This is a genomic window from Methylobacterium sp. 10, from assembly GCF_000519085.1.
Taxonomy (GTDB): Bacteria; Pseudomonadota; Alphaproteobacteria; order Rhizobiales; family Beijerinckiaceae; genus Methylobacterium.
Genome location: NZ_KI912577.1, coordinates 4134961 through 4158155, shown reverse-complemented (window position 1 = coordinate 4158155; position 23195 = coordinate 4134961). Strand labels below are relative to the sequence as shown.

The window sequence follows — 23195 nt, the reverse complement described above, 5'->3', positions numbered from 1 at the left end:
GGGGGTGGGTTCTTTGGAATCCGCCCCTTTTGCTTGAGCGAACGGGCATCACACCAAGTCCCAAGCGAGCCCGTCCCAGCGCGCACGGTCGAGCATCCCCTCACTCGGCACGCCTCCCGGATTCACACAGCAGCTGTTTCAGGCAGAGCGCGTCCCTCTCCCCCTTGTGGGGAGAGGTCAGGAGTGGGGGTGGTGGCGCCAGCCTCCGCAGCTTGAGGGTCGCCCAACCACCCCCACCTCCAACTCCTCCCCACAAGGGGGAGGAGGGCTCGTCGGCGCAGCCCGCGAAATGTGTGAATGCCGTCGCCCGGCGGGGAGAGGGGGAGGCGCGGTTCTCCTCAGGCGACGGCGTGCTTGGCGCGGCCGCGCCGTCCCGACCAGCGCTGCAGCACCTCGGGGATGCTCCCGGCGCCCTCGGGGCGGCCGATATAGTAGCCCTGGCCCTCGTCGCAGCCTTCCTGGCGCAGGCGCTCGAACTGGATCTCGTTCTCGATCCCCTCGCCGGTGGTGCGCATGTGCAGGCTCGATCCGAGGCCGATGACGGCGCGGACGATGAAGGCGGATTCGTCGGCCGCGGTGATGTCCCGGACGAAGGACTGGTCGATCTTGATCTTGTCGAAGGGGAAGCTGCGCAGGTAGCTCAGCGACGAGTAGCCCGTGCCGAAATCGTCCATGGCGATCCGGACGCCGAGGCGACGCAGGGCGTGGAGGGTGGCGAGGGTCGCGGCGTTGTCCTTGAGCAGGACCGATTCCGTGATCTCGAGCTCCAGGCGCGCGGCGGGGAGTCGACTGACGCCGAGCGCGTCCTTGACGGACTGGATGACGATGCCGTCCCGGAACTGGGCCACCGAGACGTTGACCGCGACCCTGATCCCGTCGGGCCAGCGCATGGCCTCGCTGCAGGCCGTGCGCAGGGCCCAGTCGCCGAGCGGCACGATCAGGCCGATCTCCTCGGCGACCGTGATGAATTCCGCGGGCGAGACGAGCCCGCGCTCCGGGTGGCGCCACCGCATCAGCGCCTCGAACCCGCCGACGCGCCGGCCGCGAAAATCGTAGATCGGCTGGTAGAACATCTCGAACGCACCCTGGGCCACCGCCTCGCGCAGGTCGAGTTCGAGGGCGCGGCGGGCCTGGAGCCGGATGTCCATCTCCACCTCGAAGAAGCGCCAGGTGCCGCGCCCGTCGGCCTTGGCGCGGTAGAGGGCGACGTCGGCGTTCTTGAGGAGCTTGTCGCAGCTCGTGCCGTCGCCGGGGGCGAGGCAGATGCCGATGCTGACGCCGACGGCGACCTGCTGGCCGTCGAGCTCGTAGGGGTTGCTGATCACGTCCACGATCCGCCGCGCCAGGATGGTGGCCTCTTCCGGGTAGGTCACGCCCGCGAGGATGATGGCGAATTCGTCGCCGCCGAGCCGGGCCACGGTGTCGACCTCGCGCAGGCAGGCGGTGAGGCGGTTGCCCACCGCTTTCAGGAGTTCGTCTCCCACAGGGTGGCCGAGGGTGTCGTTGACCTCCTTGAACCGGTCGAGATCGAGGCAGAGCACGGCGAACATGCCGCCGCGCCCGAGATGGGCCAGGGCCTCCTCGATCCGCTCGCCGAACATGGCGCGATTGGGCAGGCTGGTGAGGACGTCGTGACGGGCCATGTAGGCGATCCGGGCATCGGCCTGGCGCCGGTCGGTGACGTCCTCGTAGGTGGAGACCATGCCGCCCCCGGCCACGGGCTTGTGCGTGACGGCGAGGACGCGTCCGTTGCCCATCTGGCGGAAGCCGGAACCGGCGGCCGAGATCTGCCGGCCCTCGATCTCGAAGACCGTGCCCTCCTCCGCCGAGGCCAGGTAGAGCGCCGCGACGTCTTCATACGGGGTGCCGAGCGGCAGGTCTCCCGGCGCGAGGTCGAACAGCTCGCAATAGCGCCGGTTGACGACGATGAGGTGCCCCTCGGCGTCGAACAGGCACAGGCCCTGGGACATGTTGTCGAGGGCGGTGTCGAGGCGAAGGTTGGTGGCCTGGAGATGCGCCTCCTGGACCTTGAGCAGGGTGATGTCGCTGCAGACCGCGATGAAACCGCCGGTGCGCGTGCGGCTGCGGCTGATCCGGAGCCAGCGCCCGTCGAAGAGCTGCGTCTCGCGCGGCATCGTCCAATCGTCGTCCTCGGAGAGGAGGATGCGGGCGAGCGCGTTGCCCTCGAAGGCCACGCGGGCCATCGACGTGTCCCGCGGCAGCGGCTCGTGACCGAACCCGAGGAAATCCTCCGCCTGCCCGTTGATGAGCGCGATCCGGCCGGATTCGTCGACCACGACGATGCCTTCGAGGGAGGTCTCGAGGGCGTCGGCGAGATGGGCCTCCGCCGAGATGCGCTGGGCGACCTCCTGCTCCATCGCCCGGCGGATGTTGTCGCGCATGACGCCCATGGAGGCGAGGAGGGCGCCGAGTTCGTCCGCACTGCCGGACGGGATCGTCACGCTGAGGTCGCCCGCCGCGATCCGCGAGGCGACCATGGAGGCGTCCGCCACCGGCCGCATGATGCGCCGGGCCAGCAGGAAGGCGACGGAGGCCGACATGAGCAGGGCGAGCAGGGTGCCGAAGAGGTTGATCTGGGTCTCGCGGGCGACGATGGCCCTGGCCTGCTGCCGGTAGATGAAACCGTCGCCGGCGGTATGGTTGATGAAGAGGTCGAGATGCTCCTCGGCGGCGGCGGCATGCCGGTCGACGGCGTCCCAATCGGAATCCCTGGTCTCGCGGCCGGCGAGGACGGAGCGGGCCGCGTCCCAATCCTTCACCGCCCGCTCCACGGCCTCGGCCGCCTGGGTCGCACGGCCCGACTGGGCGCGCTCCACCGCCACGGCGAGATCCTCGGCGAAGACGCGGCGCAGGGTGTCGAGCCGGCCGTCGAGCTCCGCCTTGACGCCGGGATCGGCGATCATCCGCCGCCGGGCCTCCAGGGAGCGCATGTTGGCGAAATCGGCGGCGGCGGCCCGCGCATAGTTGATCGACATGAGAGACTGATCGAAAGTCCGGCTCACGAGTTCGTCGGCCCGGCGAATCCCCGAAGCCGCCGATAATCCGAGGATGCCCGTGATGGCGCTCATGATGAGAAAGGCGACCAGGATCCGGCCGCGGATGGTGCCCGCGAAAGAGGCGACCGCGGTGATGGGCCTCGGCCAGTTCCTCTCGCCTGCCTTGGCAGATTTCCAACCGTAGATAGATTTCATCCAGTTCGTCTCATCCGGCCTATCGTAAATTCTTCGCCCGCAATAGTTAAGTCGGGCTTGAAATCTTTGTAAATTTTGGCCAATTAACAACCTGTTTACTTGCACCGGCAAGGATGCAAAAGGACGAAATCGTATCGGCGGGCTGCATGAGACGCATCACTTCACTCGGTCTTGCGTTCGCCCTCGTCTCCACCGGTGTGGCCGCCTTCGCCCTCCATGCATCGGCGGCGGGACAGGTCTACCGAATCTCGCAGAAGGGCCGGGCGTTCCAGCCGAGCGCGCTGGTGATCAAGAAAGGGGAGACCGTGCAGATCGTCAACGACGACGGCGATCTCCTGCATCACGCCTATGTCGACTCGCCGACGTTCCACTACGATTCGGGCGATCAGGAGCCGGACGGCAAGGCCGAGATCGTCTTCCCCGTGAGCGGGACCTTCGCCGTCCTGTGCGGCATCCACCCCAAGATGAAGCTGGCGGTGCGCGTCGACGGCAACTGACCGCGACGCTTCGGGACGGCGGCCCGGGCTACAGGGCCCCGGCCGCGGACAGCACGGAATGGGCGCCGTAATAGAGCCCGATGAAGCTCGCGAGGGCGGCCCCGTAGCCCAGGGGAAGCGCCGCCAGCTGTCGCACCCGCAGGGGAACCCTGACATCGTCGGCGGCGATGGCGACCATCGCCACGATGATCGGGGAATGGCCGATCGCGTCGACCTTGCCGAACTCGAAGATCGCCGAGACGAAGGCCGCCGCGAGCATGATCGCCGCCACGCGGCGCACCAGCGGCGTGCAGATGAGCGCGAAGGCGAGGGCGAATTCCACCGCCCCGGCGGCCTTCATGAAGAAGGCGCCGTCGAACCCCATCGTCAGTTCCGGACGGTCGATGAAGAGCGGGAACGACCATTGCGGATAGGCCCATTTCTCCACCGAGGCCCACATCAGCGTCACCGCGGCCGAGTAACGGACGATGTCGAGGGGACGGATCCCGAACAGGTCGCGCCGGAGGCCCGTCAGGGCGAGATAGGCGGCGACACCGAGGAAGACGGGATAATCGGCCAGGTGGAACACGCCGTAATTCGCCACCGCGATCCCGAACAGGACGACGATGCCCAGAGCCGAGAGCGGCATCGTCTGCCGCCACAGGAATCCGGCGGCGATGGCGAGCTGGAACCAGGGCAGGGCGGTGCTGGTGGTGGTGAGTTCGGGCGTGAGGATGATGCCGCCGAGCGTCCAGAGCGACACGAAGAAGCCGCCGCAGACGGCCCGGAACATCAGCTCGGTGTTCTCCCGCGCCCAGGCCGTGACCCGGTCGAGGGAGCGCATCATCGCCTCGCCGAGGATCGTCCGCTCGAGCAACGCACCGACGAACAGAGCGAGGAACGAGACGACGACGAGCTGCTCGAAGCTATCACACAGTACCTCGGCAAGGCCGACCGGTGAACCAGCGACGTCGAAAGCACAGAACCATTTAACGTGAGCACTGGCACCAGTGGAGCCCGCGAGGAGCACAAACAGGGCGGCGGACAATGCACTGGGGCCGGGCAACCGACAACGCAGACTCATGTGGTGAAGCCTTGGCGAAAGCTGAAACGCCGACGGCCGGCGGCAGCAGCACCGTTCTACGTAGTTTTGAGTGATCCTGGAAGGATTTCGTTAATGATTTTTAAGCATCGTTAACACGGTCGGCGATTCGGCGCCCCTCCCATGATTCCGGCGCCCGCCGTCCGTGGACGCTCGCGGATGAGGGGCGGTCGGCGTATGCGTTGTGGAGGATGAGGGACCCATCGCGTCACCCCCGAGCAACAACGTAGCCGTTCGTCGAGAGTGGCGACGGGATCATTCGGCAAACGCTGGTCTTCATGGAGGGTGGGCGCCTAAGCCCTCACATCGCATCAAGCAGAAAGGCTCTTGCGTGATTACAACACTCAGCCTGTCCACCCTGATCGCAGGCGGCAGCTTCGCTTACGCGTCGACGCGGGTCGCGGCGCGTGCCGCCATCTACGAGACCTGGGGCGGATCCCTGATGATCGTGGGCCTGTCGCTCGCCGGCGTCGGCTTGACGTTGTTCCGATAAAACCGAGGCGGGACCGGACGGTAACCTGTCAGCGCAGCGTGCCGTGATATGTGCGGCGGGCTTCGAGACTGCGAAGCCCGCGCCGAAGACTTACTTCGATGCGGCCTTCCGCTTGGGCTCCGCGGCCGTCAGCGTGTCGAGGAATGCCAGGAGATCGGCCTTCTCGGTCTCGGAGAGGTGGAGCGGCCTGATCTTGGGCGACCGGCTCGGGCGTTCGATGCCGCCGCGATCGTAGAGATCGATCACGTCGCGCAGGGTCGCCACCGAACCGTCATGCATGTAGGGGCCGCGCTGCGCGACGTCGCGCAGGGTCGGGGTCTTGAAGGCGTATTGCAGGCCCTTCGATGAGGGGAACAGACGTCCCCGCCCGATATCGTCGCCCCGGCCGACGCCGATATCGTGGAACGACCCGTCGGTGAACGCCCAGCCGCCATGGCATTCGTGGCACCCGGCCTTGCCGTTGAAGAGCGCGAACCCCGCCTTCGCGGAGGCTCCCACCGCCGAGGCATCGCCGTCGCGCCAGCGGTCGAACGGCGCGCTTTCCGAGACGATGGTGCGCTGGAACGCCGCCAGCGCCCGCTCGATCCCGCCGCGCGTGATCTCACGATCCTCGAAGGTCGAGGCGAAGGCGGCGACGTAATCGGGATCGGCGCGCAGGCGGGCGATGAGCTCCTCCTCCGACAGATTCATCAGGTTGGGGCCGGTGATCGGCGTGAAGGCGACGGATTCGAGATCCGGGAACTTGCCGTCCCAGCCGAGCGGCGCGGTCCAGCCGGTGTTGAGCAGGGTGGGCGTGCGCAGCTTCAATTCGATCCCGGGCTCGCCGATGCCGCGCATGCGCCCGTCGCCCCAATGGCGCGACGGCTCGTGGCAGGTGGCGCAGGCGATGGTGCGGGAGCGCGAGAGAACCGGATCGAAGAACAGCGTCCGGCCGAGATCGACCTGCGCCGCCGTATCGGGACCGCCCTCGGGCGCGGCCAGTTCGGACGGGCGCGCGAAGGCGATGCGCCAGGCGGTGGGGTCGTCGGTCATGCCATGGTCGGTCCTGCCATGGTCGGTCATGCCATGGGTGGCGAACAGGCTGGCGCCGATCACGGCCGCGACCGAACCCATCAGTGCCGCTTTGACGAACGCCGAGCCTGCCTTTCGATTCATCCCGCTCTCCGACTGCGCAGCGTAGGATGCTTCATTTAAGATTGTCTTGCGTCACGGGTTTTTGACCGGGGGCGCGTCCTCACGCCGCGGAGCCCGTCTGGCGAACAGGACGCGGTGCGAGAAACAGAACGGTAGCACCGGCGATCATGCAAGACACTGATCCGAGGAGCACGCCGATCTTGGTCTTGGCCTCGAGATCGGGGCTGTCGGCGAAGGCGAGGAGGCCGATGAACAGGCTCATGGTGAAGCCGACGCCGCAGAGCAGCGACAGGCCGTAGATCTGCCACCAGCCGGCATGGGCCGGGCGCTGGGCGAGGCCGAGCTTCACGGCGGCGAACACGGCGCCGAACACGCCGATCTGCTTGCCGGCGAACAGGCCGAGCGCCACGCCCAGGGTTACCGGATCGGACAGCATCGCCGGCGACATGCCGCTGAACGAGACCCCGGCATTGGCGAATCCGAAGACCGGAAGGACGAGATAGGCCGACCAGGGATGGAGCGCATGTTCCAGCTGGTGGAGCGGCGAGGCCGGATCGTCGGGTCTGGCGGGGCTCGGGCGCAGGGGAATGGTCAGCGCCAGGAGCACCCCGGCGATGGTGGCGTGGATGCCCGATCTCAGCACGAGGACCCACAGGACCGCGCCGAGGACGAGGTAGGGCGAGAGGCGGCTCACGCCCGCGCGGTTGAGCCCGAACAGGATCGCGACGACGACGCCCGCGCCGGCCAGGCTCGGCAGCGACAGGTCGGCGGTGTAGAAGGCGGCGATGATCAGCACCGCGCCGAGATCGTCGATGATGGCGAGCGCCGTGAGGAACACCTTCAGCGAGACGGGAACGCGCGATCCGAGCAGGGCGAGGACGCCGAGCGCGAAGGCGATGTCGGTGGCGGTGGGGATCGCCCAGCCCCGCAGGGTCTCGGGCGAGGACCGGTTGACGAGGACGTAGATCAGCGCCGGCGCGACCATGCCCCCCAACGCCGCCACCCCCGGCAGGACACGGTCCGGCCAGGTGCGCAGGCGCCCGTCGAGCACCTCGCGCTTGATCTCCAGGCCGACGAGCAGGAAGAACAGGGCCATCAGGCCGTCATTGACCCAATGCAACACGGAGAGGCCGCCGACATAAGCCCCCAGCAACGCGAAATAGCCCGGTGCGAGGGGCGAATTGGCGACGATCAGGGCGAGCACGGCGCTCGCCATCAGGATCAACCCGCCGCTGGCCTCGCTCCGGAGGGCGTTGCGCAGGGCGGAGAGGGGGCGACGGGCGGGCGTGGTTTCCAGCATGGGATACGCCTGACAGCGCTCGAGCGCGGCGGCAAGCCGTCAAGGCGTTGGAACGGGCATGCGTTCCTGTACCGACCGGGAACTCGCGCGGGTCGCACCGTCGCCGATCAAAGGTCGATCGACATCGACAACAGATAGGTGCGCGGCGCCCCCTGGAAGAACGTGCCGAACGACGCCACGCCGGTCCAGTAATCCGCCCCCGTCACGTTCAGCACATTGGCGCGAAACGTCGTCCGGCGCCCTTCCAACAGGGTCGAATAGCGAAGTCCGAGATCGAGACGCGCCCAATCCGGCAGGGCTTGAGCGTTCGCCGTGTCGACGAATTGCCGCCCCGTGTAGATGACCGCGCCATTCAGGGTCAGACCCGAGACCCAGGGCAGATCCCACTCCGCTCCGAGATTGAGTTGCACATCGGGGACGCCGATCGGCCGATTGCCCACATTGGCGGCCAGCGCGGATCGCGTGCGCACGCCGTCGAGCAAGGTGAGGCCGCCGAGGACACGCATGTCCGGTGCGATCTCGCCATAGACGTTGAACTCGAGGCCGCTCACGGTCTGTTCGCCGGTTTGGGCATAACGGCTTTCCGGGCTCAGCTCGCCGATGGGCCGCGTGATCTGGAAGGCGCTGAAGGAGGTGCCGATCCGGCCGAAATCCACCTTCACGCCGGCCTCGACCTGTCGCGCGACGTAGGGCGCCAACACCTCCCCGAAGTTGGTCGCGGTGGCCGGAGCGATGTCGCCACGGCTCAGGCCCTCGATATAGTTGCCGTAGAGCGAGACGGTCTCCCAGGGTCGTACGACGAGACCGACGAGGGGACTGGTCGCGCTCTGATCGTAGGACGAGGCCAGGGTGCCGACGTTCGAGACGTAGTTGCGGGCCTCGATACGCTGCTGACGCATGCCCACGGTGAGGAGAATGCGCTCATCGAGGACGGACATCGTGTCCGCCACCGAGACTCCCGTCAGCGTACCGTCGGACAGGCGCGGCCGAAAGGACGAGATGACGGGAGCGATGTAGGGGGCGAGGACGGGATCGTAGATGTTCGACAGATAGCTGCCGCGCACGGCGGAAAGCTCCCGCCCCGTATCCTCGCTGTACACCGAGGCCTGCACGGCGAAGGCGTGGCGGATGAACCCGGTCTCGAACTTGGTCCGGATGCCCGCGTCATAGGTAAGCCGGTCGACGCCGAGGTTGTAGTATTGCGGGGCCGTCGTGGTGTCGCCGAGGACGTTGGTGATGGTCGGTGCGGAAGCGAAGTAACGCTCGACGCCCGTTTGCGAACCGCCGATGTCGGCGAAGAGGGTGATCTGGTCGCTCAGGTCGTACTCCATGCGCAGCAGACCGCCGCGATCGTCCACCTTCGAGTACTCCCAGGGTTGGCTGAGATTCAGACGACCGCCGGCTGCCCTCGGTACGGGCACGCCGGCCCTGAGAAGGAAAGGACGCAGGGGTGCGGTGAAGCGATCGTCCTGCGCCAGCAGGTAGAGCCATGCCCGGAACCGGTCCCCCTGGTAATCGAGGGCGAGCGACGCGACCCCCGTCGTCTCGGATTGACGGTCGATGGGCGTATCGCCGCCCCGCAGGCTGCCGACGAAGCGCGCCCCCCATTCCCGGTTCGCACCGTATCGCCGCGCGACGTCCAGTTGGCCGCCACCCCGTGCGATCGAACCGTAATCCAGGGTGACACGTGTCAGATCCTCGCCCGCACGCTTGGGAACCACGTTGATGACGCCCCCGATTCCCCCGTTCGGCGCGATCCCCGAGAGTGCCGCCGAGGGCCCCTTCAGGACTTCGATGCGCTCGGCATAGTCGGTGAGGACACGCAGGCTCGGCGCGACGCCGTAGATCCCGTCGAAGGCGATCTCGCCGCTGGTCCCCTCATTGATGGGAAAGCCGCGGATGTAGAACGAGTCGAAGGGCGCGCCCGTCGTCTGCGTGGCCCGGACGGAGGGATCGAGGATGAGTGCCTCGGACACGGTACTCGCCTGCCGGTCCCGGATGAAGCGGTCCGTATAGCTCGTCACATTGAACGGCGTTTTCGCCGTGTCGACGTTGCCGAGCAAACCGATCCGTCCCCCCCGTGCCACCTGGCCTCCGGCATAGGGGGCGGACAACGCCGAGGCGGCCGACATCGAGTCCGCAATGCTCGCGCGCTGCGCCTCGACCGAAAGCTCATCGAGGAAGACGCCTCCCGGCGGCGCTTCGAGCTGGACGAAGCGCGGGTTGACGAGCGTGATGGTCGACGTTCCGGCCGAACGATACGTCAGTCCGGTGTTTTCCAGCAGCTTGGCCAATGCCTCGAGGGGCAGGAAATCGCCGTCGATGCCCGCCGTGAAGAGATGTTCGGTCAGCGACGTCTTGTAGGCCAGCTTGAGCTGCACCTGTTTGGACAATGCCGCCAGTGCCGGCTCGAGGGGGCCTGCCTGGATGGAGACCCTGACGCGGATCGTGGTCTGTTCGGCGGAGTGTTCTGCCATCTGTGTCGAGCCCGGGACGAGGTCGAACCGGGGCGGGGTTTGAAAGAGCCGGCGTGCGGAGACATGCTGCTGGGCCGCCGCAGCGTGACTCATCGTGATGACCGACACCCCGATCAACGCTCCGCGCGCGAGCCAGCGCGCCCCGACATCTCGACCCTGCATCACCATCATCGGCCCCATCCGTCCAAAACCGGGCGGTGCGCTTCGCGCTTCTTCGTCCCTGCGGAGATAGACCGTCGACCGGCGAAACTCCTGACGTCCTCCCCGGAACTTCTTTCGCGCGTCGGACAAGGGCGGCTAACGAACCAGGATCACGAACGATGTCAGGCGGGTGACGCGGATTCCCATTGTGGCGACCAGCACGTCGAGCGCCTCGTCGGTATCGCGCGGATCGAGCGTGCCGCTGAAGCGCCGCTCGCCGACGGCGGAATCCATCAGCAAGATCCGTCCGCGCCGATAGCGCTCGAGTTCGGCGATGACCTGCCGAAGGGTCTGGCCGGAGAACGAGAGCTTGCCGTCCCGCCACGACATCGCCTGGGCGACATTGCCCTGCCGGGCGACGGGGCGGTCGGCGGCGTCCCGGAACGCGACCTCACCCGGATGGAGCAGCGTGCGACCGACGGCCGTCGAGACATCGACACGCCCCTCGGCGACGCCGACGGGATCGGCGGCTCCGTCGACCCGCACGTAGAAGCGGGTTCCGACGGCGCGGGCACTGACACCGTTCCCGCGAACGATGAAGGGACGCTGCGGATCCGGCACGACATCGAACACCGCCTCGCCTCGGAGGAGATCGACGGCGCGCTCTTCGGCCGTGAAACGCAGCGCGATGGCCGTGTCGGTGTTGAGGTCGATCCGGCTCCCATCGACCAAGGTCCGCGTTTCGATCTCGCCCACTCCCGTCCACGCATCGGCTCGCAGGCGATCGATCCAACCGAGCTGAGCCCCCGCCAGTCCGGAAAGGGCGATCGCCACGACGGCGTTCAGCCCCACAGCCCGCCTGGACTTACGCTCGCGCGGATCGGGCACTTGGCCCATGGTTCGACGCCATGTCTCCATCTCCGCATAGGCTTCGGCATGGGCCGGATCGGCCCTGCGCCAGACCTCGAAAGCCTTTCGATCGGCGCTGCTCGAATCGGCCGAGGCGAGCCGTACGACCCAAAGGGCCGCGGCCTCATAGACGGGATCGTCCTCCGCCCCGTGCGATGCATCCGGTGAGATGCGTTGGTTCATGCCGCTCTACCGGTGTGCCGAAGGGGGATAAGCCGATCCGGTTCCTTCACGGACGACGCGCCGGATCGCAAGCTCACGACATACGGGGTCAGAGCATCGCAACGCTAGAAGAAGTCGGCGCAGCGACGGCGTGTATGGAGGAGCGCCTTCATGAGGTGCTTCTCGACCATGTTGCGGCTGATACCGAGACGCCCTGCGATCTCCCCGTTCGCAAGTCCATCGAAGGTACTGAGCAGAAAGACCTCCCGGCAACGTGGCGGCAGCTCATCGATGGCGGCCGCGACCAAGCGGAGCTGCTGGCGCGCGACGACCTGCTCCTCCGTGCGGACCGTCTCATCGATGCCGTTCGCGAGATGTACGTCCGTCACCTGCCGGAACAGATCGGCTTCGAACCGGCGACGTTTTCCCAAGCTGTTGGCGACGTTGCGGGCCACGAAAAACAGGAAGATCGGCGGGTGCTCGATCTCGGTCCGGTTGAGCGCCTTGATGAGGCGGAGATAGGTTTCCTGCATCGCATCGGCAGCGTCGGCGGGATTGTCGAGCAGCCGAAGCAGAAAGCGTTGAAGCTTCAGGCCCTGGCTACGATGCAGTGCATCGACTGAAACCGTTGGCATGACACCAGCCCCACCCACTTTGGATCATGACAGCACCGCTCGATGACCGTGACTTCGAGCAAAGGAGTTCGCGCCTCGATTATGCAAGCCCCGCTGCATTTTGTATGATCTCTAAACTATCGGCCTTTCCCCTCAGCAAATATTTGTATTCCCGGGATAAAAAATCTCGTTCAGGACATATCCAAACTACAACCCGGTTCCAGGTTGCCATCAATTCCCCGTGGTGTTGCAGCGCCACAACAAGACGGGATCGAGGTTCATGGCCGCGGCATGGGAGTCCGGTTGCCTCGCATGGGACCTCCTGACTGTCCGGGTACCGAGTCCGGGCGAACGGTTCCCATCCTCGAAGCGCAGCCATGAGCGACGATGAGGGCGTCCGGCTCAGCCCGGCTTCGCCATGGGTCCTTGCCGGCCGTCCGCGATCATTCCAGGCAACGTTCGAACGGGATCCCGTCTCGCTTGAGAACGACAGGCCGGCTCCCGCGTTGCCCGCCGCTCGCCCGCTCCACATCGGTGGCAGCGACAACCGGACCGACCCAGAAGAACCGGCTCTTCCGGCTGTGCGGGACGAGAGGAGCCTCGGGCTGATCCCTCGCCGGAGCAAATCGGGACAGGGGCCGCATTGTTGTGCGAAGAAACCATGCCCCGATTGATAGAAAAGATAAACCATTCTCGTGTTAAAAATGCAACAAATTCCATTGTCTGCGAGAAGACTTATAGTTGCAAACGAATGGTGACTGGCTTAACTCCGATCAAGCGGAGCCGATCGACGTCGACGCGCATCGAAGATGAAGGTGTCGTATGGCGGGACTTCCAGGTGATGCGCGAAGTCAGGATTCTTCGGCCGAAATCGGGGGCTACAGACAGGAACTGAAACGAACCCTGGGTTCGTTTCAAGTCTTTGCCGTCTCCTTCGCCTTCATTTCGGTGGCCGTTGGTATATTCGGCACCTTCGACGACGTCCTCCGTACTGCGGGTCCCGTCGGAATTTGGCTCTGGGCCATCGTCGCCGTCGGGCAGACCTTCGTGGCCCTCGTCATCGCCCAGTTCGCGGCCCGCATTCCGCTGACGGGCTCGTCCTATCAATGGGCCTCGCGGCTGGCCAATCCGGCGATCGGCTGGTGGTTCGGCCTGTTGAGCTTCTGCTACCTCGGCATCGGCGTGGTGGCGGTGGACAATGCCCTCGCGAGCCAGGCGCTCATGCCCTTGCTCGGCATGGAGCCGAACGAACAGACGGCCCGGTGGATCACCCTGGCGATCCTGCTGGTCCAGGCCGTGCTGACCATCGTCTCGACCCGCGTCGTCGGACTGATCAACGGGACCGCCGTCGGCGTCGAGGTGGTCATCGTCGTCCTGCTCGTGATCCTTCTGCCGATCGCCATCGCGATGAACGGGACGGGCTCCTTCTCCAACCTGACCTCCCGTGGGACGGCCGTCGCCGATGCCGATTATTTCAAGGTCGGCGGCGGCCTGATGCTCGCCATGCTCATGGGCCTCTCCACCCTCGTCGGCTTCGACGCCGCGGCCAACGTCGCCGAGGAGGCCAAGGACCCGTTTCGCAGCGTCCCGCGCGCCATCGTCGGATCGGTGATCGCCGCGGGCGTGCTGGGCCTCCTCTTCCTCATCGCCCTCACCGTCGCCATCCCGGATGTGGAGCGGATCACGCTGAGCGACTCTCCCGTCGCCGAGATCCTGAACGACCAGTTCGGTCCCGCGATGAAGGCGGTCATGATGGCTGCGGTGACCTTCGCGTTCTTCGCCTGCGGGATGGTGGTGATGGCCACCGCCGCGCGGCTCGTCTATGCGATGTCGCGCGACGGTCGCTTTCCGGCCTCGCGCCTGATGAGCCAGGTCCATCCGCGCACGCAGACGCCGATTCCGGCAACCATCCTGGTCTTCGTCGGGGGCGTCCTGCTGATGCTCGCACTGCCGGGCGAAGCCCTGCTGCAGCTGATCACGGCATCGACGATCCTGCCGATCCTCAGCTACGGGGTCACGGTCATCCTGTACCTGGCCGTGAGGAAGAAACTCGACCGGAAAGTCGGCGCCTTCGATCTGGGCGCCTTCGAGATCCCGGTCGCCGTCATCGCCCTCGTCTGGCTGATCGGTGCCTTGTTCGTCCTCGTCACCCCCGCCGCCGCCCTGGTTCCCGTCCTGATCGTGATGGGCCTCCTCCTGACGGGCGGCGTCTATTTCCTCTACCTGCTGACGTTCGATCGCGCGGCCCTCGAGATCGAACCGTCCGCCGCGTCTCCCGTCACGTCGCGATGACACAGGAATGCGGCCGGGGCACCCGGCCGGCAAGACCTTCGCTTGGTGACGCAAGACCTTCGCTTGGTGACGACCGGAAAGTAATCGCCGTGACAGATTCAGCCACCGGGTTCATCACCTCGCGGGCCCTGGCGGGATTGCTGGGTGTCGCCCTGGCGACGTCCCTGTCCGGTCCGGCGCGGGCCGACGAGGGCGGCGCGAACCTGTATCTGGCCGGCTCCTTCGCCAGCATGGCGGCGGTGCCGGGCGTGGCGGGGTGGTCGACGAGCCTGACCTATTACCATGCGACGGCGAAGGTGCAGGCCGTCACCGAGAAGGCGGATCTCGCCTATGCGGGCGTGACCTATTCCTTCGCCACGCCGGTGCTCGACGGGCAGCTGGCGCTGAGCCTGTTCGGCGCGGTGGGCAGAATGGATGTCGGGATCGCCGACGTCAGGAACGATACCCGGCTGGGAATCATGGACTTGACGCCGGCCGCGTCGCTGCGCTGGAGCGCCGGCAATCACAACTACCTCGTCTATACCCTCACCAACGCCCCGTCAGGCACCTACAACGCGTCGCGCCTGGCCAATTTCGGCATCGGGCACTGGGGCCAGGACGGAGGGTTCGGCTACACCTATTACGACAAGGACCTGGGCTACGAACTCTCGGCCGTCGCCGGAATGACCTATAATTTCCAGAATCCGACGACGAAGTACCAGAACGGCATCGATGCCCATATCGACTTCTCCGCCTCAAAGTTCATCGGGACGCAGTATCAGCTCGGTCTGGCCGGCTACGTCTACCAGCAGGTGACCGGCGATGATGGGCGAGGCGCCACCCTCGGTCCGTTCAAGGGCCGGGTCGCCGCCCTGGGGCCCCAGGCCGGCTACCTCTTCCCGGCCGGCGGCGCCCAGGGCTATCTGAACCTGAAATTCTACCGCGAGTTCGCCGCGGAGAACCGTCCGGCGGGATGGAACCTGTGGCTGACGATCTCGATCTCGCCGCAGGGCGCATAGCGGCCCGTCCGGGCCGGGGCGGCACCCGAGGTACGCCCCCCCCGCGTCGCTCAGAGCTGTGCGGGGCCGGCACCTTCGGTTTCCTGCGCCTTCTCGGGTCTCTGCGCTTTCTGGTGCAGGAGGTTGAGGATCAGCGCCGTCCAGCCGGTCTGATGTGAGGCGCCGAGGCCGCGGCCGGTATCGCCGTCGAAGAACTCGTGGAACAGCAGGGCGTCTTCGGCGCCGGGGGCCGAGGCGATGGGCGGGCGGTCCCCGAAGGCCGGCCGGCGCCCGTCCTCGCCCTTGGCGAAGAGGGCGATCAGGCGGTCGGTGAGGGCGTCGGCGATGGCGTTCAGGGTGAGGAACGTGCCCGATCCCGTCGGATACTCCACCAGGAAGTCGTCGCCGTAATAGGAATGGAACCGCCGCAGCGCCTCGACGACGAGGTAGTTGACCGGCATCCAGATCGGGCCGCGCCAGTTCGAATTGCCGCCGAACATGTTCGACGTGGAATCCGCCGGGTCGTAGCGCACGGTGAACGCATCGCCGAACCCGTTCAGGGAATAGGGCCGGTCGAGATGCGCCTTCGACAGGGAGCGCACACCGTGGTCCGAAAGGAACTCGGCCTCGTCGAGCATGCGCCGCAGCAGCGCCTTCATCCGGTGCCCGCGCAGGAGCGACAGGAGCTTGCGGTCGCCGACGCCGCCTTCGTCCCAGCGCGAGACGAGGCAGGCGAGGTGGGGCCGGTTCTCGAGGAGCCAGTTCAGACGGCGGGCGAAATCCGGCAGCCGCTGCAGCACCGAGGGCTCGATCACCTCGACCGCGAAGAGCGGCACCAGCCCCACGACGGAGCGGACGCGCAAGGGGAGCATGCCGCCGCCGGGAATGTCGACCTCGTCGTAATAGAACTCGTCCTCCTCGTCCCACAGGCCGAAGCCCTCGCCGCCCATGTCGGTCATCGCCTCGGCGATGAGCAGGAAATGCTCGAAGAACTTCGAGGCGGTGCTTTCGTAGACGTCGTTGTGGAGCGCGAGTTCGAGGGCGATGCGCATCATGTTGAGCGAATACATCGCCATCCAGGCGGTGCCGTCGGCCTGATGGATGCGGCCGAAGCCGGGGGGCGGGCGCGACCGGTCGAACACGCCGACATTGTCGAGGCCGAGGAAGCCCCCCTGGAAGACGTTGCGGCCCTCCGCATCCTTGCGGTTCACCCACCAGGTGAAGTTGATGAGGAGCTTGTGGAAGACGCCTTCGAGGAAGGCGAGGTCGCCGCGCCCGCCGCGCCGGTCGCGGTCGATCTCGAACACCCGATAGGTCGCCCAGGCATGGACCGGCGGGTTGGCGTCGCCGAACTCCCATTCATAGGCTGGAAGCTGGCCGTTGGGGTGCATGTACCATTCGCGGGTGAGGAGCAGCAGCTGCTTCTTGGCGAAATCCGGGTCGAGCAGCGCCAACGGGATGCAGTGGAAGGCCAGGTCCCAGGCCGCGAACCAGGGATATTCCCATTTATCGGGCATGGAGAGCACGTCGGCCCCGGCGAAGTGGCGCCAGTGGACGTTGCGTCCGCCGTCGCGCTCGCGCGGCGGGGCCGGCTGGAGCGGGTCGCCCTTCAGCCAGAGCCGCACGTCGTAGCAATAGAGCTGCTTCGACCAGATCAGCCCGGCGGCGGCCTGGCGGAAGATCGCGCGTGAATCCGCGTCTGCGATCCCGTCCTGAAGGGCGTCGTAGAACGCGTCCGCCTCGGCGATCCGGCGCAGCAGGATGGCGCCCTCGCGGTCGACGGGACGGGGCCGCGCGCCGGCCGACAACCGCAGGGTGACCCGCTTCGATTCACCCGGCTCGAGGCGAAGCCCGTAGTGCAGCCCGAGCTTGGTCCCGCCGTCACGGCGCACGGCGGATTCATCGCCCCCGACGATGGCCGCGTGGAGTCCGTCCTTGAACGGGCCGGGGGCGTCGGGCTGGCAGCCGTGCAGACGCAGGTTGGTGTCGTTCTCGCAGAACAGGACCTCCGGTTCGCCGTCATAGGAGAGCCGGTATCGGCCGAGGCGCGGATGCTCGCAGGCGATGCTTCCATCGGACTGGACCGCCATCCTGGGGCGCGATTCCGCCGGTCCCTCGCGCCACGACCAGATGTTACGGAACCAGAGCTGCGGCACGAGGCGCAGATCGGCCGCCTCCGGACCACGGTTGGTCGCCGTGATCACCGCATGGATGTCGTCGATCTCCTCCTTGGCGTATTCCACGGTGACGTCGAAGAAGCGGTCCTCGGCGAAGGCGCCCGTCTCCTCGATCTCGTATTCCGGCTGGTCGCGGCCCCGGCGCAGCCCCTCGCGGACGAGTTCGTCGTAGGGATAGGCCGCCTGCGGATAGCGATAGAGGAATTTCAGGTAGGCATGGCTCGGCGTCGCATCGAGGTAGTGATAGACCTCCTTGACGTCCTCGCCGTGGTTGCCTTCCTCGTTGGTCAGGCCGAAGAGCCGTTCCTTGAGGATGTAGTCGCGGCCGTTCCACAGGGCGAGGGACAGGCACAGCTGCCCACGCTCGTCGCAGATGCCGGCGAGCCCGTCCTCGCCCCAGCGATAGGCGCGCGAGCGTGCCTCCTCATGCGTCAGCGAGCGCCAGGCATTGCCGTCGCGGCTGTAATCCTCCCGCACCGTCCCCCATTGGCGCTCGGCGAGATACGGCCCCCACAGGGACCATGCGCGCTCGCCGCGCGCCTGCTCCGCGATCCGGCGGCGCTCGGCCCAGGCGTCGAGCTCGCTCACGCCCGGCCCCCGCGTCCGAGACCGGGCCGGAGGGACCCGCCGCGCGGACAGGACCGGTGGGCGGCGGACGGCGGCCGGCAAGGGTGGGAGATCGTGCGGCAGGGAATCGTGCGGCAACACATGGAAAGCGGCTCTTGGGCGGTCATCGGTCCCGATGGGCTTTGGCTCGGTGGGAGCGGAGATGCACCATTGGCGCCAAGCACGGATAGGTCTGCGAGGAACGTTCCGCCACGGGCGGTCTTCGACCGGCCGCCAGAGAACCGGTCACGGGGGCGTCACGGAATGGTGCGCGTGGTACGCCGCGAAAACCGGCGGCGGCGGGCCGAGCACTCTGCCAAGCAGGTTTCGCAGAAGTGGCCGCCTGTTCTGCGATAAAAACCTGCGGCACAGCAAAGAGCTAAGCAGGTTCGCGTTGGCTTGCCAACGCGAACCTGCTTAGCCTGCACCACCGCCACAGCAGCCTGGTTCCGGTGCCATGATCAGATCACGCTCGCATAGTGCCCGCACGCTCGGGCTCGTCGCATTCCTCGCCCTCGCCCCCGTTCACGCCCTGGCGCAATCGGCGACGAATCTCGAAGCCCTGCGCGGACTGGCGCCGGTGAGTGCCCTGGCGACGACGCCGGAAGGCAAGGCCGCGCTGGCGGCGAACCTCAAGGTCACCGGTGACATCCAGATGGGGCGGCATGACCAGCTGCTGCTGCTGTCCTTCGCCGAGCAGCAGCAGCTCGCCCTGCGCGACTGCTTCATCACCGACGGCAACGCCGCGCAACTCGCCGACGGCCTCGGCACGTCCCTCGGGGAAGCCTATCAGGCGAAAGCGCGCTACGAGGACTTCAAGACCTTCACCAGCGTCTCCGGCAGCCTCGCCCGGCTGATCGGCTACACCAACAACATCACCAAGTCGGATTCGAATGCGGGGAAGTACTTCTTCGCCAATGCGACGACCAATGGCGAAGCACCCGTCTCCGACCCCGCCCGCGCCATCCTCACCAAGATCGGCGGCACGACGGATGTCTTCGGCAAGGCCTACGACCGTCCGGCCGGAACGCCGGGTGCCGACGCCTTCGGCAATTCACGCCCGTTCCAGACCGAGCCGAATTTCCTCTCGTATCGGGGCAAGGATTACTTTGGCGCCGCCTCCCACAGCATGGACTGGCTGCGCGGCCCGAAACAGAACCTGACGGACAGCCCGTCCTATCCGAGCGGCCACACCACCTACGGCTACACGGAATCGCTCCTCCTCGCCCTGCTCGTCCCGGAGCGCTACCAGCAGATGGTCGCGCGCGGGGCCGAGTACGGCAACAACCGCATCGTCGTCGGCGCCCATTACGCCATGGACGTGCTCGGGGGCAGGGCGGTGGCCCTCCACGCCGTCGCCCATCTGCTGGCCAACGACCCCGCCTATGTCGGACAGACCCGCGCGAACCCGGCGATCATCAATGAAATGAGCCGCGCCACCGACGGCGCGGTGACCATCACCGACTATCCGGAGGCCCTGACGGCGGCACGCGCGGAACTCCAGGCGTTCCTTCGCGAGCGCTGCGGCGACGCGGTGGCCGCCTGCGCCGCCGCCGACCGGAGCCGGTTCAAGGATGCCGCCGCCAACGCGGCCCTCTACGCCTCGACCCAGACCTACGGCCTTCCGGTGGTGCATCAGGGCCGGTCGGACCAGGCAGTGGACGTCGGCAAAGCCGCGCCGGAGGCGGGGTATCTCCTCACCGCCGCCTTTCCGGCCCTGACACTCGCCGAGGCCAACGACATCCTCACCGCCACCCTCGGCCCGGCCGGCGGTTTTCTCGACGACGGCTCGGTCTTCGGCCTGTATTCCCGCCTCGACCTCTACGCGGCCGGGGGCAAGGCGGCGGCGCTCGCCGCCACTAGGCGGACCACTGCCCCGTAGCGCGGCGATCCTGGAACCGACCCGCACCGGCATGGGGTGGCGGACGGCAGGCCGCCCATCCTCACTCGGATACGCGTTTGACCATGTGGACGATGCGGGAATGGCCGGATTCGGCGTCGGGATTTCTCAACTCGCGCATTCCCGGCGCCCGGCCGGTGGTCAAGAAGACCAGGACCGTCAACGCAAGGACCCATTTGGCGGCCATCGCCCTTTTCCTTCTCGGGGGAGAGGGGAGGGCTCTACGCCGGCAAGCGAGCCGACGGGTTGCGCTGGCGCACATCCACGCGGACGTGCCCTGGTGGGCGCTTCGACATGACGAGCGGGCGGCATGGGCCGTCGTCTCGCGGGCGTTCAGGCTTTCTTAGCCACAGCACCGGAGAATGCGGGCTTACCACCCTGCTGCGAGGGCCTCGTTCGTGCTCGACCTCATCCTCTACATCAGCGCTTCGGTCTGTACCGTGGGATGCCTGGGGCTCTGGGCTTTGCGCGAACCGCCGGTCTCCTATCCGCGGGTGGAATGGGACGACGACGTCATCGGCTGATCGCGGCCCCGCCCCGCACCTCTGCGTCGTTCCGCGCGATGGCGTCACTGGACAGGCTGAGGCAGCACTCCGTCGCGAACGGCGCCCGATTTATGGGCGGACCAGGACCCATCGGAGACGCGACAGCCGCCCCCCATATGGGTTAGGGAGCCGTCCGGCGTGTCGATCGTTGGGCTCCCTCGAGCCCGAATGAACGCGGCGGCCGGATGGGAACGGGCGGTATGGGGGACGACATCGACCGGTTGCGGCGACGCGAGGCCGATCTCGAAGCCGAGGTCGCGCGTCTGAAGGCGGAGATCGCGTCCGGCATCCATGCGCCGGACAAGGACCAGAAGACCTCGGCGGCGGGGCCGGAACTGCTGTTCACGGCGGCGGAGAAGACCCGCATGCCGCAGATCATCACCGACCCGAACCTGCCCGACAATCCCATCGTCTTCGCCAACCGCGCCTTCCAGGACCTGTGCGGCTACTCGGCGGAGGAACTCGTCGGGCGCAATTGCCGGTTCCTGCAGGGGCCGGGAACCGACCTTGCCGACGTGGCGCGCCTGCGCGACGCCATCGCGGCGCGGCGCGACGTGGTGGTCGAGATCGTCAACTACCATCGCGACGGGACGCCGTTCCGCAACGAGCTCTATATCAGCCCCGTCTTCGACCGGGACGGGCGCCTGCGCTACTTCTTCGCCAGCCAGCTCGACGTCACCCGCTTTCGCACCGAGGAGGGCAAGCTCGCCGAGAGCGAGGCCCGGTACCGGACGCTGTTCGACGCCATCGATGCCGGGTTCTGCATCGTCGAGATGCGGTTCGACGCCACCGGCCGCGCCATCGACTACCGCTTCATCGAGGTCAATCCGGCCTTCGAGCGTCAGGCCGGCCTCGGCAATGTCGAGGGCCGCTGGGTCAGCGAGGTCATTCCCGGCATCGAGCCGCGCTGGCTCGACATCTACGGCGAGGTCGCCCTGTCCGGCGAACCCGTCCGGTTCGAGAGCGGGGCGGTGACGCTGGGGCGCTGGTTCGATGTGCACGCCCTGCGCATCGGGGTGCCGGTCCAGCGGCGCGTGGCCATCCTGTTCAACGACATCACCGACCGGCGCGAGGCCGAGACCGTGCTGAGGACGACGGCCCGCGAGCGGACCACGGAGCGCGACCTCGTCTGGCGCGCGAGCCGCGACCTCCTCGTGATCTGCGGCTTCGACGGCATCTACCGCTCGGTCAATCCGGCCTGGAGCGAGATGCTGGGCTGGCCCGCCGAGGCCCTGGTGGGCGCGCGGTTCGACGCTTTCGTGCATCCCGAGGACCGCAAGGCGGTCGAGCAGGCCATGGACCGGCTGCGGAGCGGCGCCGTCCTCGACAACCTCGACATCCGGCAGAGGGCGGCGGATGGCGGCGAGCGCTGGATCTCCTGGAACGCGATCCCGCAGGGCGACCATTTCTACGCCGCCGGCCGCGACGTGACCGAGCGCAAGGCCCTGGAGGATCAGCTCCGCCAGTCGCAGAAGCTCGAAGCCGTGGGCCAGCTCACCGGCGGCGTGGCGCACGACTTCAACAACCTGCTGACCGTGATCCGGTCCTCCACCGACCTCCTGCGCCGTCCCGACCTGCCCGAGGAGCGCCGGCGGCGCTACGTCGATGCCATCTCCGACACGGTGACGCGCGCGGCCAAGCTCACGGGCCAGCTCCTGGCCTTCGCCCGGCGGCAATCCCTGACGCCCGAGGTCTTCGACGTCGCCAAGGGCGTAGCCTCCGTGGCCGACATGGTCGGCACCCTCACCGGTGCGCGCATCCAGGTGGTGACCCAGATCGAGACCGGCCAGGACGCAGCGGGGCAGCCGCTGGCCTGCCTCATAGACGCCGATCCGAGCCAGTTCGACACCGCCCTCGTCAACATGGTCGTCAACGCCCGTGACGCCATGGACGGCGAGGGCCGGCTGACCATCCGGGTCCGCCGCGCCTCGATCATCCCGGCCGTCCGGGCGCATCCCCGCATCCGGGGGGATTTCGTCGCCGTCTCGGTCACCGATACCGGCTCCGGCATCGCGCCGGAGGTGCTCGACCGGATCTTCGAGCCGTTCTTCACCACCAAGGGCGTGGGGCAGGGCACCGGCCTCGGCCTCAGCCAAGTCTTCGGTTTCGCCAAGCAATCGGGCGGCGAGGTGGTGGTGGAAAGCCGCCTCGGCCAGGGCACGACCTTCACCCTCTATCTCCCGCGCGCGGCGGGGGAGGCCGTGGCGGCCGAGCCGGTGCAGGAGCCCGCGCCCTTGGCCGAGCGGCACGGCACCCGTGTCCTCGTCGTGGAGGACAACGCGGAAGTCGGTGCCTTCGCCACCCAGGCCCTGCAGGAACTCGGCTACGTCACCCATTGGGTGACGGATGCGCAGCAGGCCCTCGACGCGCTGGCCCGCGCTCCCGCCGGTTTCGAGGTGGTCTTCTCCGACGTGGTGATGCCAGGCATGAACGGCATCGATCTCGGCCACGCCATCGGCCGCAGATGGCCCGATCTGCCCGTCGTGCTGACCTCCGGCTACAGCCACGTCCTCGCCGAGGAGGGCAGCCACGGGTTCGAGCTTCTGCGCAAACCCTATTCGGTGGCCGACCTGTCGCGCATCCTGCGGCTCGCCGTCTCACGCTGAAGCGGCCCGGCCTGCGGGCGCGACCGGGCGACGCGGCAACCTCTGTTGCAGTGCAACGTTCTCTCCTCATGA

At 67.3% G+C, this 23195-nt stretch carries 16 protein-coding genes; 7 read left to right on the top strand and 9 right to left on the bottom strand.

What is annotated here, in order from left to right; translation table 11 throughout:
• Positions 1-338: 338 nt before the first annotated feature.
• On the bottom strand, positions 339-3212 hold the full coding sequence (locus tag K368_RS0119565) for an EAL domain-containing protein (protein WP_027173811.1): 2874 nt from the start codon (positions 3210-3212) through the stop codon (positions 339-341).
• 146 nt (positions 3213-3358) lie between these two features.
• Here K368_RS0119565 and K368_RS0119560 point away from each other — a divergent pair, with 146 nt between their 5' ends.
• On the top strand, positions 3359-3709 hold the full coding sequence (locus tag K368_RS0119560; protein WP_051439934.1) for a hypothetical protein: 351 nt from the start codon (positions 3359-3361) through the stop codon (positions 3707-3709).
• Positions 3710-3737: 28 nt separating this feature from the next.
• On the opposite strand, the gene K368_RS0119555 is transcribed toward K368_RS0119560, so the two are convergent.
• The gene (locus K368_RS0119555) at positions 3738-4772 is read right to left on the bottom strand and encodes a hypothetical protein (protein ID WP_245259622.1); all 1035 of its coding nucleotides are present in this window, start codon (positions 4770-4772) and stop codon (positions 3738-3740) included.
• A 349-nt stretch (positions 4773-5121) separates the two neighbouring features.
• On the opposite strand from K368_RS0119555, the gene K368_RS27145 reads away from it, so the two are divergent.
• Entirely contained in the window at positions 5122-5283 is a 162-nt protein-coding gene (locus K368_RS27145) for a hypothetical protein (RefSeq protein ID WP_197031040.1), read from the top strand.
• A 90-nt stretch (positions 5284-5373) separates the two neighbouring features.
• Here the strand turns inward: K368_RS27145 and K368_RS0119545 are convergent, their stop codons facing one another.
• The 5 genes from K368_RS0119545 to K368_RS0119525 form a co-directional block, all read right to left on the bottom strand.
• Positions 5374-6438: a cytochrome c peroxidase gene (locus tag K368_RS0119545; protein WP_027173808.1), complete on the bottom strand. Its 1065-nt coding sequence runs from the start codon at positions 6436-6438 to the stop codon at positions 5374-5376.
• 79 nt (positions 6439-6517) lie between these two features.
• On the bottom strand, positions 6518-7717 hold the full coding sequence (gene nhaA, locus K368_RS0119540; protein WP_027173807.1) for a Na+/H+ antiporter NhaA: 1200 nt from the start codon (positions 7715-7717) through the stop codon (positions 6518-6520).
• A 107-nt stretch (positions 7718-7824) separates the two neighbouring features.
• Entirely contained in the window at positions 7825-9849 is a 2025-nt protein-coding gene (locus K368_RS25140) for a TonB-dependent receptor (RefSeq protein WP_155935381.1), read from the bottom strand.
• Between the two features lie 642 nt (positions 9850-10491).
• Positions 10492-11427 (bottom strand): FecR family protein, encoded by a 936-nt coding sequence (locus tag K368_RS0119530; protein WP_027173806.1) that lies wholly within the window; start codon positions 11425-11427, stop codon positions 10492-10494.
• 104 nt (positions 11428-11531) lie between these two features.
• Positions 11532-12041, bottom strand: coding sequence for a sigma-70 family RNA polymerase sigma factor (locus K368_RS0119525; RefSeq protein WP_027173805.1), 510 nt, complete (start codon positions 12039-12041; stop codon positions 11532-11534).
• 801 nt (positions 12042-12842) lie between these two features.
• Between K368_RS0119525 and K368_RS0119520 the strand changes: the two genes are divergently transcribed.
• Together K368_RS0119520 and K368_RS0119515 are read left to right on the top strand one after the other, a co-directional pair.
• Positions 12843-14312 (top strand): amino acid permease, encoded by a 1470-nt coding sequence (locus tag K368_RS0119520; protein ID WP_027173804.1) that lies wholly within the window; start codon positions 12843-12845, stop codon positions 14310-14312.
• Positions 14313-14401: 89 nt separating this feature from the next.
• Positions 14402-15310, top strand: a complete 909-nt coding sequence (locus K368_RS0119515) for a transporter (protein ID WP_245259621.1) — start codon at positions 14402-14404, stop codon at positions 15308-15310.
• Between the two features lie 50 nt (positions 15311-15360).
• On the opposite strand, the gene K368_RS0119510 is transcribed toward K368_RS0119515, so the two are convergent.
• On the bottom strand, positions 15361-18054 hold the full coding sequence (locus K368_RS0119510) for a glucosidase (RefSeq protein ID WP_036266522.1): 2694 nt from the start codon (positions 18052-18054) through the stop codon (positions 15361-15363).
• A 475-nt stretch (positions 18055-18529) separates the two neighbouring features.
• Between K368_RS0119510 and K368_RS0119505 the strand changes: the two genes are divergently transcribed.
• A complete protein-coding gene (locus tag K368_RS0119505) occupies positions 18530-19954 on the top strand; it encodes a phosphatase PAP2 family protein (RefSeq protein ID WP_027173801.1) in 1425 nt (474 codons plus the stop codon).
• A 61-nt stretch (positions 19955-20015) separates the two neighbouring features.
• Here the strand turns inward: K368_RS0119505 and K368_RS27140 are convergent, their stop codons facing one another.
• Positions 20016-20159 (bottom strand): hypothetical protein, encoded by a 144-nt coding sequence (locus tag K368_RS27140; RefSeq protein WP_197031039.1) that lies wholly within the window; start codon positions 20157-20159, stop codon positions 20016-20018.
• Between the two features lie 211 nt (positions 20160-20370).
• Here K368_RS27140 and K368_RS27630 point away from each other — a divergent pair, with 211 nt between their 5' ends.
• Together K368_RS27630 and K368_RS0119490 are read left to right on the top strand one after the other, a co-directional pair.
• Positions 20371-20496 carry a hypothetical protein gene (locus tag K368_RS27630; RefSeq protein WP_280940244.1) on the top strand — a complete coding sequence of 42 codons (126 nt, stop codon included), beginning with the start codon at positions 20371-20373 and terminating at the stop codon, positions 20494-20496.
• 221 nt (positions 20497-20717) lie between these two features.
• The gene (locus K368_RS0119490; protein WP_027173800.1) at positions 20718-23123 is read left to right on the top strand and encodes a PAS domain S-box protein; all 2406 of its coding nucleotides are present in this window, start codon (positions 20718-20720) and stop codon (positions 23121-23123) included.
• Positions 23124-23195 lie beyond the last annotated feature (72 nt).

Bases quoted from the DNA above. Each gene is read 5' to 3' on its own strand.
- K368_RS27140 (WP_197031039.1), bottom strand. From the start codon at position 20,159: ATGGCCGCCAAATGGGTCCTTGCGTTGACGGTCCTGGTCTTCTTGACC.
- K368_RS0119490 (WP_027173800.1), top strand. From the start codon at position 20,718: ATGGGGGACGACATCGACCGGTTGCGGCGACGCGAGGCCGATCTCGAA.
- K368_RS0119560 (WP_051439934.1), top strand. From the start codon at position 3,359: ATGAGACGCATCACTTCACTCGGTCTTGCGTTCGCCCTCGTCTCCACC.
- K368_RS0119565 (WP_027173811.1), bottom strand. From the start codon at position 3,212: ATGAAATCTATCTACGGTTGGAAATCTGCCAAGGCAGGCGAGAGGAAC.
- nhaA (WP_027173807.1), bottom strand. From the start codon at position 7,717: ATGCTGGAAACCACGCCCGCCCGTCGCCCCCTCTCCGCCCTGCGCAAC.
- K368_RS0119545 (WP_027173808.1), bottom strand. From the start codon at position 6,438: ATGAATCGAAAGGCAGGCTCGGCGTTCGTCAAAGCGGCACTGATGGGT.
- K368_RS0119555 (WP_245259622.1), bottom strand. From the start codon at position 4,772: ATGAGTCTGCGTTGTCGGTTGCCCGGCCCCAGTGCATTGTCCGCCGCC.
- K368_RS0119520 (WP_027173804.1), top strand. From the start codon at position 12,843: ATGGCGGGACTTCCAGGTGATGCGCGAAGTCAGGATTCTTCGGCCGAA.
- K368_RS25140 (WP_155935381.1), bottom strand. From the start codon at position 9,849: ATGTCGGCCGCCTCGGCGTTGTCCGCCCCCTATGCCGGAGGCCAGGTG.
- K368_RS0119525 (WP_027173805.1), bottom strand. From the start codon at position 12,041: ATGCCAACGGTTTCAGTCGATGCACTGCATCGTAGCCAGGGCCTGAAG.
- K368_RS0119505 (WP_027173801.1), top strand. From the start codon at position 18,530: ATGATCAGATCACGCTCGCATAGTGCCCGCACGCTCGGGCTCGTCGCA.
- K368_RS0119530 (WP_027173806.1), bottom strand. From the start codon at position 11,427: ATGAACCAACGCATCTCACCGGATGCATCGCACGGGGCGGAGGACGAT.